We start from the raw sequence: 13,567 nt of genomic DNA, 5'->3' as shown, positions 1-13,567 counted from the left end.
CGATGTCACGGCCTCCGGCCCCCGCGTCGCGTCAGGTGGCGTCGACGTCGAAGGGCGGGGGTGTGCCGGCGTCGCGGGGGCGGGCGGCGGCCTGCCGGGCGGCCAGCGCGCGCCGCCCGGGGGTGAGCCCGGCACCGGCCGCCGTCGCCCCGGCGGTCTCCCTGGCCAGCCCACCGGAGCCGTTGCCGTCGGCGGTGCCGCGGCGCACCGGCGGGGCGTCGTCGTCGGCGAGCAGCTGGTCCCGGATGAACGTCTTCGGGTGGTACTTGCGCAGGTCGAGGTCGCGCAGCCCGGCGAGGTCCTCGCCCAGCGACTCGTCCATCTGGGACCGGACGCCGGTGATGGCGCCGCGGAGCTTCTTCAGCCCGGCCGCGGCGTCCTTGGCCAGGTGCGGCAGCCGCTCGGGACCGAAGATGAACAACGCGGCCAGCGCGAGGACGACGATCTCGCCCCAGCCGATCGAGTCGAACACCGCAGCTCCCGTCCTGCCCGGCCGCTCGGCGCGGACGCACCCAGCGTAGGTCCCCCCCGGCGCCTCCGGGCCGCTAGGCCTCCGCCAGGACGGCCTCGACCGTGGTCGACTCCGCACCGCCGCGCACGTACTCGATCCGCACCCGGTCACCCGGCGCGCGCGAGTCGACGGCCACGACGAGCTCCTCGGAGCTGCCGACCTGCATGTCGTCGACGGCGATGATCACGTCCTGCTCGCGCAGCCCGGCGTTCGCGGCGGGGCCCTCGGGCTCGACGTTCACGACCAGTGCGCCGTCGCGCGTGCCGTCGGTGACCGACCGCGCGTTGACCCCGAGGGTGGCGTGCACCGCCCGGCCGGTCGTGATCAGCTGCTCGGCGATGTCCCGGGCGGTGTCGATCGGGATGGCGAAGCCCAGGCCCACGCTGCCGCCGCCGAGCGAGGCGATGGCGGTGTTGATCCCGATCACCGCGCCGGTGGCGTCGACGAGGGCGCCACCGGAGTTGCCCGGGTTGATGGGGGCGTCGGTCTGCACCGCGCTGATCACCGCGTTGGTGTCGCTGCCCTCGCCGGAGAGCCGGACCGGCCGGTCGAGCGCGCTGACGATGCCGCTGGTCACGGTGCCGGCCAGCCCGAGGGGCGAGCCGACGGCGATGACGGGGTCCCCGACCACGAGGTCGTCGACGCTGCCGAGCGACGCCTCGAGCAGCCCGGGCTTCTCCACCTTGATGACGGCGATGTCGCTGGCGGGGTCGCGGCCGACGATGCGGGCCTCGGATCCGCTGCCGTCGGAGAAGACCGCGCGGATCTCGGCGTCGTCGTTGCCGTCGGCGCCGGAGATGACGTGGTTGTTGGTGACGATGTAACCGTTCTCGCCGTCGACGACGACCCCGGAGCCGGTCGCGCCGGCGTCACCGAGCCGGACCTCGATGGAGACAACGGCGGGCGTGATGGCCTCGGCGATCTCGGCGACCGACCCCGGCTCCCGGACGACGCCCTCGTCGACCTGCGACAGCTGCGAGTCGGGGTCCAGCAGCGGCGACTCGGCGGCGCTCCGGGTCAGCCAGTAGCCCAGCGCACCACCCAGCGCGCCGACCACGAGGACGGCGAGCAGCACCAGCGCCGAGATGCGGACCGACAGGTCCCGCAGGCGCAGTCGCTTGCGGCCCTTGGCGTCGACGACGACCGGGCCCTCCTGCTCGTCCTCGTCGGGGAAGACGGCGGGTCCGGCCAGGCCGGCGGGAGCGTGCGGGTCGCGCCAGGGGTCGCTCCTGGCGTCGGGCTTCCACCAGGGTCCGGCCGAGGTGCGCCGGCGGCCGGGGCGGCCACCGGGCGGCTCCTGCAGGCCGCGGCGGTCGGTCCCGGGCGGGGCGAAGGCACGGAGGACGGCCTCCGGCGGAGGCGGCGCGGCCGGCCGGGGCGGCAGCGTCGGCCGGCCCTCGGCGAAGGTGCCGCCGACCTCGGCCGGGCGGCCGAACGCCGTCCGGAGGGCCGGGTTGGGCTGGGCCGGAGCCGGCACCGCGGGGCGGGTCCGGCCCGCCGGCGGGTCGAAGCCGCCGGCGCGGCCGGCCGGCCGGGCGAAGGCCTCGTCCGGGGACCCGTCGACGGCAGGACGGTCGTCACCCTGGGGGGACGGCGGGGTCTCGGGCAGCGGGTCCTCCCCCGGGCGCGGGGCGTCGGTCGGTCGGCGCGGGCGCCGGACCGGTCAGCGGGTGGTGGTCAGGGGGTGCCGGCGCGGGTGCCCGCGGGGACGACGGCGACGGTCGGGTCGGCGCCGGTGAGGGTGCGCACGACCGGCGGCACGACCTCGCTGCGCTCGGCGGGCCCGCGGGAGTCGGCGACCGGGTCGGCCGGACCGCCGGGTCGCTCGTCGGGACCGGGCAGGCTCAGGGCCAGCGCGGTGACGCCGATGCCGAGACCGGCCAGCGTGCCGGCCACCCCGCGGCGCAGCCAGCGCGCGGACCCGGAGCGGGCCGGGGACGCCGGCTGCGGCTCGAGCGGCACCGCCCAGGAGCCGCTGCCGTCGCGCAGGGTGAGCCGGCCGGCGTCGGCGCTCAGGGCGCCGGGACCGCCGGCGCCGGGCACCTCGGCCGTGAACGGGATCTCGCGGAGCCGGCTGAGCAGGTCGCCGGGGATGGCGACGTCGGTCGCCCGGTGCAGCGCCTCCTTGGCCTCCCGCTGCGCCTCCACCGCCATGCGGCAGGACGCGCAGCCGGCGAGGTGCCGGGCGGCGCGGGTGGCGGGACCGCTGGCCAGCTCGCCGTCGACCAGCGCGGCGATGGCCTCCTGCGCCAGGTGGCTCTCGGGCAGGCTCATGCCCCGCCCTCCTCCGCCGGGACGGCCTCGGGACGCCGGGGCGCGAGGTGGGCCAGGGCCTGCCGGAGCTGCACGCGACCGCGGTGGATGCGGCTGCGGACGGTGCCGAGCTTCACGCCCAGGGTGGCCGCGATCTCCTCGTAGGTCAGGCCCTCGATGTCGCACAGGACGACGGCCACGCGGAACTCCGGCGCCAGCGCGTCGAGCGCGGCCTGCACCTGCGGGTCGAGGTGGGTGTCGGCGTACACCTGCTCGGGGCTCGGCGAGGTGCCGGGCAGCCGCTCGGTGTCCTCGGGCAGCGCGTCGAAGCGGATCCGCTGCCGGCGCCGGACCATGTCGAGGAACAGGTTGGTCGTGATGCGGTGCAGCCAGCCCTCGAAGGTGCCGGGCGAGAAGTCGGCCAGCGACCGGAACACCCGGACGAAGGTCTCCTGGGTGAGGTCCTCGGCGTCCTGCGGGTTGCCCGAGAGGCGGTAGGCCAGCCGGTACACGCGGGCCGAGTGCTCGCGGACCACCTGCTCCCACGTGGGGGCGACCCAGCCGGTACCGGCGGGCTGCTCCTCCGGGGCGACGGCGGCGGGCTCGGACACGACCACAGGATCGCAGATCGGACCCGCGACCACCGGTCCGGACGCGGCCGGACCGGCTCCGACGGGGAAACTGGCGGTTCGGGCACCTCGCACGTCGGGTCCAACGGCCGGTTGCCGGACGGGTGTTCCCGTTCACAGGCACTTCACAGCCGACGGCGCCCGACCGGGTGGGGGCCGACGCCACTACCCTCGGCCGGTGATGAGCGCCCAGGGACGGCCCCCGTTCGGTGGCGAGGGCCGGGACCCGCACGGCGACCCCGACAGCGCCTACGCCGACCGGTTCGCCGCCGAGACACCGGCGCTGACCGCGGCCCGCACCCGGGCCGAGCAGCTCCCCGGACCGCCGCCGGTCAGCCCCGCCGTCGGCGCCACCCTCGCCGTCCTCGCCTCGGGCGCCGGCGCCCGCGCCGTCGTCTCCGTGGGCAGCGGTGGCGGGGTGAGCGGCCTGTGGCTGCTCCAGGGCATGCGCCGCGACGGCGTCCTCACCTGCCTGGACACCGACGCGGAGCAGCAGCGCGCTGCGCGGCGGGCGTTCGCCGACGCCGGGCACCCGCCGGGCCGCACCCGGATGATCTTCGGCTCGCCCGCGGAGGTGCTCCCCCGGCTGTCCCCGGGCGCCTACGACCTGGTCGTCTGCGCGACCACCCCGACCGACTACGCCCCCGAGCTCGCCGGGCTGCTCGGGCTGCTGCGTCCCGGAGGCCTGCTGGTCTGCTCCGGGGTGCTGGAGGGTGGGCGGATCGCCGACCGGTCGGCGCGCGACGCCGCGACCGTCGCCTGGCGCGACGTGGCCCGCCGGGTGCGCGAGGACGACGCGCTCACCTCCGCCGTCCTGCCGATCGGCGCCGGGCTGCTCGTGGCCAGCACCGCCCGCTGACCGGTCCTCAGCGCGACGGCGTCCGCCCTCCAGGGCGGAACGGGTGCTCGGCCACCGGCTCCCACGGGCCGCCGAGGTAGCGCCACAGGCCCAGGCCGCGGGCCGGCACCACCTCGGGGACGAAGCCGGCCGAGAGGTCCGCGTGCAGCGCACGGGCGACGGCGGGGTCGACCTTGTTCTGCACCGTGACGTGCGGCGCGTGCCTCTGCCGGTCCTGGGGCGTCAGCCACGGCGCCCACGCGGCGGCCAGCCCGGCACGCAGCTCGGCGAGCTCGGCCGACGCCAGCGTGTAGGCGACCCCGCGGCCCAGGGAGCGGACGCCGGTGACCTGAACGGGGAACGGCGGACGGTCCGCGGCCGCGGCGAGGTCGGCGTCCACGGTGGCCAGCTCCTCGCCGGGCAGCGCGTGGAACAGCGTCACGTGTGCGGCGAGGTGGTTGCGCTCCGGTGGGAAGTGCGCCTCCCGCAGCCGGTCGAACCGCTGCTGCGCCTCCTCGTCGAGGAGCAGGGTGACGATCAGCGGGCGGGTCATCCCCTCGCGGTCCCTCTCAGACGAGGGCCCGTGCTCCCTTGCCGAGGACGGTGACCCCGCCGTCGCTGACGTGGTACCGCCGACGGTCGGCGTCCAGGTCGACGCCGATGCGCGCCCACGGGGGGACGACGACGTTCTTGTCCAGGATGGCCCGGCGGACGTAGGCGCCCTCGCCGATCTGCACGCCGTCCATCAGGACGCTGTCCTCGACGCGGGCGCCGCGGTCGATGCGCACCCCGGGCGAGACCACCGAGTGGTGCACCGAGCCGCCACCGATGATCGCCCCGGCGCTGACCATCGACTCCTCCGCTCGACCGCCGAGGACGAACTTCGCCGGCGGCAGCTGCGGCGGGAGGGTCAGGATCGGCCAGCGGTCGTTGTAGAGGTTGAAGATCGGCGTGACCGACACCAGGTCCATGTGGGCGTCGAAGTAGCTGTCGATCGTCCCGACGTCACGCCAGTAGCCGTGGTCGCGCTCGGTCGCGCCAGGGACGACGTTGGTCGAGAAGTCGTAGACCCACGCGTCCCCGGCCTCGGCCAGCATCGGCATGATCGAGCCGCCCATGTCGTGCACCGAGTGCGGGTCCTCGGCGTCGGTCCGCAGCGCCTCGAGCAGCGCGTCGGTGGTGAACACGTAGTTCCCCATGGAGGCGAAGCTCTCCTCCGGGGAGTCCGGGAGACCGGGCGGGTCCGCGGGCTTCTCGAGGAACTGCCGGACCCTGCCCTCGGCGTCGGCGTCGATGATCCCGAAGCCGCCGGCCTCGCTGCGCGGGACCCGCAGGCCGGCGATGGTCACCCCGGCACCGGTCTGCATGTGCTGGTCGATCATCTGCGCCGGGTCCATGCGGTAGACGTGGTCGGCGCCGAAGACGACGACGACGTCGGGCCGGGCGTCGTAGATCAGGTTGAGGCTCTGGAAGATGGCGTCCGCACTGCCCATGTACCAGCGCGGGCCCAGCCGCTGCTGCGCCGGCACGGGGGTCACGTAGTTGCCCAGCAGCTGCGACATCCGCCAGGTCGTGGTGATGTGCCGGTCCAGGCTGTGGCTCTTGTACTGGGTGAGGACGGCGATCTGCCGGATGTCGCCGTTGACCAGGTTCGACAGCACGAAGTCGATCAGCCGGTAGTTGCCCCCGAAGGGCACCGCGGGCTTGGCCCGGTCCTGGGTCAGGGGCGCGAGTCGCTTGCCCTCACCACCGGCAAGGACGATGCCGAGCACCCGAGGACCGCCACGCATGCAGGCAACGTATCCGCTGCGCCGATCGGTAATCCCCTCACCGTGCTGTTCCCCGCCCTGACGGGTGACGGGAGGCGCGCGGAGGAGCCGGGTCCGGGGGGTCCTCCTAGGCTGACGCGGTGCAGATCGGCATCGTGACCAGGGAGTGGCCGCCGGACGTCTACGGCGGTGCGGGCGTGCACGTCGAGCACCTGGTGGCGGCGCTCCGCTCCCTGCCGGCCGGGCCGGAGATCGACGTCCACTGCTTCGGCGCCGAGCGGTCGGACGCCACCGCGCACGCCGTCCCCGCCGGGCTGACCGCCGCGAACGGCGCGCTCCAGGCGCTGGGCACCGACGTGGAGATCGCCGCCGCCCTCGGCGGGGCCGACCTGGTGCACAGCCACACCTGGTACGCCAACGGGGCGGGCATGCTCGCCGCCCTGGTCCACGGCGTCCCGCACGTGGTGACCGCGCACTCGCTGGAGCCGCGCCGGCCGTGGAAGGCCGAGCAGCTGGGCGGCGGCTACCGGCTGTCGTCGTGGGTGGAGCGGACCTCCTACCTCTCGGCCGACGCGGTGATCGCGGTGAGCGCCGGGATGCGCGACGACGTCCTGTCCGTGTACCCGGAGCTGGACCCCGCGCGGGTGCACGTGGTGCACAACGGCGTGGACGCCGAGGCCTACCGCCCGGTGCCCGCGCCCGACGTCGTCCGCTCGCTGGGGGTGGATCCCGACCGGCCGTACGCGCTGTTCGTCGGGCGGATCACCCGGCAGAAGGGCCTGGTCCACCTGCTGGCCGCGGCCGACCAGCTCCCGCCCGAGGCCGGTCTGGTCCTCTGCGCCGGCGCCGCCGACACCCCCGCCGAACGGCAGCAGGTGGCCGAGGCGGTCGCCGCCCTGCAGGCCCGGCGCAGCGGCGTGGTCTGGATCGAGGCGATGCTTCCCCGCGACCAGCTGGTCCCGCTCATCACCGGCGCGACGGCGTTCGTCTGTCCGTCGGTCTACGAGCCGCTGGGCATCGTCAACCTGGAGGCCGCCGCGTGCGGCACCGCCGTGGTGGCCAGCGCGGTCGGCGGCATCCCGGAGGTCGTCGACGACGGGCGGACCGGTCTCCTGGTGCCCTACGACCCCGCGGACACCGCCGCCTTCGAGGCGGGGCTGGCGGCGCGCATGGCCGAGCTGCTCGCCGATCCGCAGCGGGCGGCGGCCATGGGCGCGACCGGCCGCGAGCGCGTGCTGTCGGAGTTCGGCTGGCCGGCCATCGCCCAGCAGACCGTGGCGGTCTACCGCTCGCTCCTCGGCTGAGCCCCGGTCGCCGGGCACGGCGCTGGTACCGTCGCGCTCCGCCGGCCCGAGCGCCGGCGACGCTCCGGCAGCGAAGTCCGGTGGGAACCCGGCGCTGTCCCGCAACTGTGGTGGCCACCCCCGTGGTCCGAGCCAGATCGCCTGCCCTGCGTCGTGTCCCGATCCTCGAGGCAGGGGTCGCGCACCCGGGCGACCGTGCCCGGAGGCGGCGCCTGCCCGCCGCTGGAGGCCCTCCTTGCCCCGCTCCTCGTCCTCGTCCCCGCGGCGGCTGCTGTCCGCACTCCTGGTGCCGGCGGCGCTGCTGGTCACCGCCTGCGGCTCCGACGACCCCGCCGCCGACGCCGACCGGTCCGGGAGCAGCAGCGACGCGGCCTTCCCGGTCACCGTGTCCAGCGACGCCGGCGAGGTGACGCTGGACGAGCGCCCGGAGGCGATCGTCTCCCTGTCGGCCACGGCCACCGAGATGCTCTTCGCCATCGGCGCGGACGAGCAGGTGGTCGCCGTCGACAGCACGTCGGACTTCCCCGCCGAGGCGCCCACGACCGACCTGTCGGCCTACACCCCCAACGCCGAGGCGATCATCAGCTACGCGCCGGACCTGGTCGTGCTCAGCGACGACATCAACGGCATCGTCGACGCGCTGGAGACGCTGGAGGTGCCGGTCCTCCTGCTGCCCGCCGTCGACGACCTCGAGGGCAGCTACGACCAGCTGCGCCTGCTCGGCGAGGCGACCGGCCGCACCGACGACGCCGACGACGTCGTCACCGACGTGCAGGACCGGATCGACGCCGCGGTCGCCTCGGTGGGCGGGGCGGCGGAGGGGCAGCGGGTCTACCACGAGCTGGACCCCAGCTACTACAGCGCGGACAGCTCCACCCTCATCGGCAGCATCTACACCCTCTTCGGGCTGGAGAACGTCGCCGACGGCGCGGCCGGCGCCAACGAGGGCTACCCGCAGCTGTCGGCCGAGTACGTCGTCGGCCAGGCGCCGGAGCTGATCGTGCTCGCCGACACCCTCTGCTGCGGCGAGTCCGCCGCGACCGTCGCCTCGCGACCGGCCTTCGACACGGTCCCCGCCGTGCAGCAGGGCCGGGTCCTCGAGGCCTCCGACGACGTCGCCTCCCGGTGGGGTCCGCGGATCGCCGACTTCGCCGAGTCCGTCGCCACGGCGCTGAACGGCTGATCGGCGCCGGCGTGACAGCGACGAGCAGCGGCACCCGGGACGGGCAGGCGGCCGGCGCCGCGTCCGCCCGGCGTCCGGGCGCCCTGCTGGTCGTCTGCGCTGGCGCGGCGGCCCTGCTCCTCGCCGCACTCGCCGGGATCTGGGTCGGCGCGCTGCCGCTCCCGCCCGTCGCCGTCGTCGCCACCCTGCTGGACCGGGCGCTGTCGCCCCTCGGCGTCGACGTCCCCGGCGGGCTCACCGGGACCGAGGCGGCGGTGCTGCTGCAGCTCCGCCTGCCCCGGGTGGTGCTGGCCGCGCTGGTCGGCGCGGCGCTGGCCGTCGCCGGCGGCAGCTACCAGGGCGTGTTCCGCAACCCGCTGGCCGATCCCTACCTGCTGGGTGCCGCCGCCGGGGCCGGGCTGGGCGCGACGCTGGTCATCGCCTACGCGCCCGGGGTGACCGTGGCGGGGATCGGCGTCATCCCCCTGGCGGCGTTCGCCGGCGCGCTGACCGGCGTCGGGGCCGCCCTGCTGCTCGGCACCGCCGCGGGCGGGTCGAACAACGCGACGCTCCTGCTCGCCGGCGTCGCCGTGGCCGCGTTCCTCGCCGCGGCGCAGACGCTGGTGCAGCAGCAGAACGCCGAGGACCTGCAGCAGGTGTACGGCTGGCTGCTCGGTCAGCTCGGCGGCGCCCAGTGGTCGGACATCCTGCTGGTCCTGCCCTACCTGGGGCTGGCCTCGGCCGTCCTGCTGCTGTGCGCCCGCCCGCTCGACGTGCTCGCCGTCGGCGACGACGAGGCGCGCTCGCTGGGCGTGCACCCGACCCGGGTCCGGCTCCTGGTGATCGTCGCGGCCTCGCTGGCCACCGCCTCGGCGGTCGCCGTGAGCGGCCTCGTCGGCTTCGTCGGCCTCGTCGTCCCGCACATGGCCCGCCGCCTCGTCGGTGGCTCGCACGTCCGCCTGCTGCCGGCCTGCCTGCTCGGCGGCGGTGCTTTCCTCGTGCTCGCCGACCTGGTCGCGCGCGTGGTCCTCTCCCCCGCCGAGCTGCCGCTGGGCGTGGTGACCGCCTTCATCGGCGCCCCGTTCTTCGCCGGGCTCCTCTGGGCACGCGGGCGGCGGCGGTGACCGGCGGCGCGCGGCTGGAGGTCGTCGGGCTCGGGGCCGCGCACGGGCGCACCCCCGTGCTGCACGACGTCCGCCTCACCGTCGAGCCCGGCGGCTGGCTGGCGGTCATCGGCCCGAACGGCTCGGGGAAGTCCACCCTGCTGCGCTCGGTGCTCGGTGCCCATCCGCACGACGGGCAGGTCCGCCTCGACGGCACGCCGCTGGACGCCGCCGGGGTGCGCGCCCGCGCCCGGCAGGTGGCCTACGCCCCGCAGCAGCCCGTGCTGCCCGAGGGGCTGACCACCCGCGACTACGTCGCCCTGGGCCGGACCCCGCACCGCGCCCTGCTGGCCGCCCCGCGCGCCCTGGACCACCGGGTGGTGGCCGAGGTGATGGGCCGGCTGGAGCTCGACGGGCTGGCCGGCCGGCTGCTGACGACCCTCTCCGGCGGGGAGCAGCAGCGGGCGGTGCTCGCCCGCGCGCTGGCCCAGCAGCCGCGGGTGCTCCTGCTCGACGAACCGACCGCGGCCCTCGACCTGGGGCACGCACAGCAGGTGCTCGACCTGGTCGACACGCTGCGCCGGCAGGACGGGATCACGGTGCTCAGCACCCTGCACGACCTCACCCTCGCCGGGCAGTACGCCGACCGGCTGGCGCTGCTGTCGGCCGGCCGCGTCGTCGCCGAGGGGCTCCCCGCCGACGTCGTCACCGCCGCCGCCCTGGAAGCGCACTACGGCGCCCGCGCCCGGGTCGTCGCCGGACCGGACGGCCCGGCCGTCCTGCCACTGCGCGGCCCCGGGTGATCCCCGCCCGCGCGGCTGCGCGCCGGGGATGCGACGCTGCTCCGTCGTGAGCCTCTCGACGTCCGTCTCGGGTGAGGACCCGCTGCGGTCGCTCGTCCGGGCGTCGCACCACCTGCCGGCCTCCCGCCTGGCCACCGTCGCCGCCGAGCACGCGGCCCTGCTCGGCGCCCGCGAGGCGGTGATCTACCTCGCCGACTACGCCCAGCACGCGCTGGTCCCGCTGGCCGGCGAGGGCGTCCCCGAGCGGCACGAGGTCACCATCGACGGGTCGACGGCCGGCCGGGCCTTCCGCCGCGTGGAGCCGGTCCGCTCCCCCGGCGACGGTCCCGCGCGGCTCTGGCTGCCCATGCTGGACGGCGCGGAGCGGATCGGCGTCGTCGAGCTGGTCACCGACGACGAGCCCGACGAGCGCTTCACGGAGGAGGCGCTCACCTTCGCGTCGCTGCTGGCCGAGATCACGGTCACCCGCGACGCCTACAGCGACCACTTCGCCCGACTGCGCCGGCGCAAGCCCCTGGGGCTGGCCGCCGAGATCCAGTGGGACCTGCTGCCGCCGCTCACGTACGCCAGCGACCGCGTGGTCATCACCGGCGCCCTCGAGCCGGCGTACGACATCGGCGGGGACACGTTCGACTACGCCGCCAACGACCCCTGGGTCGACCTGATGGTGCTCGACGCCGTCGGCCACGGCCTGCCCGCGGCGCTCCTCTCGACGGCCGCCGTCGGGGCCTACCGGCACGGCCGGCGCAGCGGTCGGCCGCTGGTCGAGATCGCCGCCGCCATGGACGCGGTGATCGCCGGCCAGTTCCCCGAGAGCCGGTTCGCCACCGCGGCCCTCGCCCGCCTCGACAAGCGCAGCGGCGTGCTGGAGTGGGTCAACTGCGGCCACCCGGAGCCGCTGATCGTGCGCGACGGCGCCCTGATCCACCCGCCGTCCTGCCGGCCGGCCCGGCCGCTGGGGCTCCAGGCCGTCCCGCCGGAGCTCTGCTCGACGCAGCTGCGGCCCGGCGACCGGGTCGTGCTCTACACCGACGGCGTGGTCGAGGCGCGGTCGCCGTCCGGCGAGTTCTTCGGCGAGGAGCGGCTGGCCGACCTCATCGTGCGCGCGGAGGGCGCCGGCGAGACCCCGCCGGAGACCATGCGCCGGCTGATGGGCAGCGTGATGCAGCACCAGGAGGGCCAGCTGCAGGACGACGCCAGCATCGTCATGGTCGAGTGGCGGACCGGCTCCGAGGACGCTCTGCGCCTGTGAGTGCCCTGGAGGAGGACGCCGGCCGGGCGTCCGGTCGTTCCGCGCTGCCCGACGTCGTCGTCGGGCTCGTCGCCGCGCCCGGCGCCGCCGCCGAGCTGGCCGCCCGGCTGGCGCCGGAGCTGGCCGCCGAGCTGACCGCGCAGCACCCGGAGGTGCGCTGGGACGTCCGTGCCGTCGAGGACGGCCTCGTGCAGCCGCCCGCCGACGACGACGAGATCGTCGCCGCCACCCGCGCCCGCCTGCTGGCCGAGGACTGGGACCTCGCCCTCGCTCTGACCGACGTGCCGCTCGAGGTCTCCCGGCGCCCGGTGGTCGGTACCGCGAGCCCGCTGCACTCGGTCGCGCTCATCTCCCTCCCCGCTCTCGGCGCGGTCGGCCGGCACCGGCGGGCGCTGCAGACCGCCGTCGGGCTGGTGCGCACCCTGCTCGGCACCGACGACGAGGAGATCGACGCCGACGACCGCGCCGTGCTGGGCCGGCGGCTGCGCCAGCTCGCCACCGACGGCGCCGAGGACACCGAGGGCGTCCGGTTCACCGCGCGGGTCCTCACCGGCAACGTCCGGCTGCTGGTCGGCATGGTGCGGGCCAACCAGCCCTGGCGGCTGGCCATCCGGCTGTCGCGGGCCCTCACCGCCGCGGTGGCGGCCGGGGTCTTCGCGTTGATCACCAGCGACGTCTGGCGGCTGGCCGACTCCTTCGGCTGGGTCCGGCTCACCGTCGTCGCGCTGGGCTCGGTCGTCGCCGTCGTCGTCACGCTGATCGTGGGCGCGGAGCTGTGGGAGCGCCCCCGCGGGCGGCGGGTGCGCAAACAGGTGGTGCTGTTCAACGTGGCCACCGCCGCCACGGTGGTCATCGGGGTGCTGTCGCTGTACGCCGTCCTCTTCCTCCTCGCGATCGCCGGCGGACTGCTGCTGGTGGTCGAGCCCCTCTTCAGCGAGGGCCTCGGGCACGCCGCGCACCTCTCGGACTACCTGGAGCTCGCCTGGCTCACCTGCTCGCTGGCCACGGTCGGCGGGGCGCTGGGGGCCGGCCTGGAGTCCGACGACGCCGTCCGCGAGGCGGCCTACACCACCCGGTCGGGCACGACCGGCTGACCCGCCAGCCGGTTGACCCGGGGCCCACGGGGGCATCCCGCGTGGATGGGGACCATCGCGGAGCGCTTCACGACGGCGCTGGCGCAGGCCGAGGAGCCGGGGCTCACCGGGCCGGAGCTGCTCCCGGTGCGGCTGATGCGGGCCTGCGCGCGCACGCTCCCGGTGGACGGCGCCGGGCTGAGCGTCGAGGACGGCGCCGGCCGCCGGCTCCCGCTGGGTGCCAGCTCGGAGGACGCCGCCACCGCCGAGCGGCTGCAGTTCACCGTGGGCACCGGGCCGTGCCTGGCCACGCACCGCGGCGGCGAACCGGTCTTCGCGATGAGCGACGACCTGCGCCGCCGGTGGCTGCCGTTCGCCGAGCTGCTGATGAGCCGCACGCCCTACAGCGGCGTCGTCGCGCTGCCCCTGCCGCTCTCGCTGGCCGGCAACATCGCCATCGACCTCTACTTCACCGACGAGGACGCGGTGCCCCGGCTGCCGGTGTTCGAGGCCATGGCCGTCGGCGCGCTCGTCACGTCCACGCTGAGCGAGGCCGCGGTCTGGTCGGACTGGGACGCGCCGAGCGGACCGGAGTGGCTGCGCACGCCCGCCGCCCGTCGCCGCGCCGTCGTCTGGGAGGCGCTCGGACAGCTCAGCGTGGCGCACGGCACCGACACCCGCGGGGCGCTGGACCTGCTCCGGGCCGCCGCGTACGCCGCCGGCCGCCCGGTCGACGACGTCGCCGCCGACCTGCTGTCGGGCCGGCTCGAGGCCGCCGCTCTCGACCTGCCGGAGGGAACCGGCCGGTGACCGTCCATTCCCGCCGTCCGTGTGGGGATCGGCGCAGGTCGGCGTAGGAACAGCCCACTC

Annotated in this window: 14 protein-coding genes; 8 read left to right on the top strand and 6 right to left on the bottom strand. The window is 76.2% G+C overall.

Annotation, left to right across the window (positions count from 1 at the left end; all coding sequences use genetic code 11):
• Nucleotides 1-31: 31 nt before the first annotated feature.
• The 4 genes from DQ240_RS24430 to sigE all read right to left on the bottom strand — a co-directional run bounded on the left by DQ240_RS24430 (nt 32) and on the right by sigE (nt 3,375).
• Complete coding sequence (locus DQ240_RS24430; RefSeq protein WP_113839888.1) at nt 32-472, bottom strand: twin-arginine translocase TatA/TatE family subunit; 441 nt, start codon at nt 470-472, stop codon at nt 32-34.
• Between the two features lie 73 nt (nt 473-545).
• Complete coding sequence (locus DQ240_RS12265) at nt 546-1,988, bottom strand: S1C family serine protease (RefSeq protein ID WP_233498671.1); 1,443 nt, start codon at nt 1,986-1,988, stop codon at nt 546-548.
• A gap of 200 nt (nt 1,989-2,188) precedes the next feature.
• Complete coding sequence (locus DQ240_RS24425) at nt 2,189-2,785, bottom strand: anti-sigma factor (protein ID WP_113839886.1); 597 nt, start codon at nt 2,783-2,785, stop codon at nt 2,189-2,191.
• Nucleotides 2,782-3,375, bottom strand: a complete 594-nt coding sequence (sigE, locus tag DQ240_RS12255) for an RNA polymerase sigma factor SigE (protein WP_113839957.1) — start codon at nt 3,373-3,375, stop codon at nt 2,782-2,784. Before sigE ends, DQ240_RS24425 begins: the two co-directional genes overlap by 4 nt.
• Before the next feature lie 199 nt (nt 3,376-3,574).
• On the opposite strand from sigE, the gene DQ240_RS12250 reads away from it, so the two are divergent.
• Nucleotides 3,575-4,252 carry an O-methyltransferase gene (locus DQ240_RS12250; protein ID WP_113839885.1) on the top strand — a complete coding sequence of 226 codons (678 nt, stop codon included), beginning with the start codon at nt 3,575-3,577 and terminating at the stop codon, nt 4,250-4,252.
• A gap of 7 nt (nt 4,253-4,259) precedes the next feature.
• Here DQ240_RS12250 and DQ240_RS12245 read toward each other — a convergent pair whose 3' ends face one another.
• Together DQ240_RS12245 and glgC are read right to left on the bottom strand one after the other, a co-directional pair.
• On the bottom strand, nt 4,260-4,784 hold the full coding sequence (locus DQ240_RS12245; RefSeq protein WP_113839884.1) for a 2'-5' RNA ligase family protein: 525 nt from the start codon (nt 4,782-4,784) through the stop codon (nt 4,260-4,262).
• Between the two features lie 16 nt (nt 4,785-4,800).
• Nucleotides 4,801-6,021 carry a glucose-1-phosphate adenylyltransferase gene (gene glgC, locus DQ240_RS12240; RefSeq protein WP_113839883.1) on the bottom strand — a complete coding sequence of 407 codons (1,221 nt, stop codon included), beginning with the start codon at nt 6,019-6,021 and terminating at the stop codon, nt 4,801-4,803.
• Between the two features lie 119 nt (nt 6,022-6,140).
• Here glgC and glgA point away from each other — a divergent pair, with 119 nt between their 5' ends.
• The 7 genes from glgA to DQ240_RS12205 all read left to right on the top strand — a co-directional run bounded on the left by glgA (nt 6,141) and on the right by DQ240_RS12205 (nt 13,507).
• Nucleotides 6,141-7,304 (top strand): glycogen synthase, encoded by a 1,164-nt coding sequence (glgA, locus tag DQ240_RS12235; RefSeq protein ID WP_113839882.1) that lies wholly within the window; start codon nt 6,141-6,143, stop codon nt 7,302-7,304.
• A gap of 235 nt (nt 7,305-7,539) precedes the next feature.
• Nucleotides 7,540-8,487, top strand: coding sequence for an ABC transporter substrate-binding protein (locus DQ240_RS12230; protein WP_113839881.1), 948 nt, complete (start codon nt 7,540-7,542; stop codon nt 8,485-8,487).
• A gap of 11 nt (nt 8,488-8,498) precedes the next feature.
• Nucleotides 8,499-9,590, top strand: a complete 1,092-nt coding sequence (locus tag DQ240_RS12225; protein WP_233498670.1) for an iron ABC transporter permease — start codon at nt 8,499-8,501, stop codon at nt 9,588-9,590.
• A complete protein-coding gene (locus DQ240_RS12220) occupies nt 9,587-10,372 on the top strand; it encodes an ABC transporter ATP-binding protein (protein WP_113839880.1) in 786 nt (261 codons plus the stop codon). Before DQ240_RS12225 ends, DQ240_RS12220 begins: the two co-directional genes overlap by 4 nt.
• Before the next feature lie 46 nt (nt 10,373-10,418).
• Entirely contained in the window at nt 10,419-11,624 is a 1,206-nt protein-coding gene (locus DQ240_RS12215; protein ID WP_233498669.1) for a PP2C family protein-serine/threonine phosphatase, read from the top strand.
• Complete coding sequence (locus DQ240_RS12210; RefSeq protein WP_233498668.1) at nt 11,621-12,718, top strand: hypothetical protein; 1,098 nt, start codon at nt 11,621-11,623, stop codon at nt 12,716-12,718. Before DQ240_RS12215 ends, DQ240_RS12210 begins: the two co-directional genes overlap by 4 nt.
• 45 nt (nt 12,719-12,763) lie before the next feature.
• A complete protein-coding gene (locus DQ240_RS12205) occupies nt 12,764-13,507 on the top strand; it encodes an ANTAR domain-containing protein (RefSeq protein WP_113839878.1) in 744 nt (247 codons plus the stop codon).
• The last annotated feature ends 60 nt before the right edge of the window (nt 13,508-13,567 follow it).

Source organism: Blastococcus sp. TF02A-26 (genome assembly GCF_003319125.1).
Lineage (GTDB): Bacteria > Actinomycetota > Actinomycetes > Mycobacteriales > Geodermatophilaceae > Trujillonella.
The sequence above is the reverse complement of the archived record's forward strand: the minus strand, read 5'-3'. Positions and strand labels throughout refer to the sequence as shown.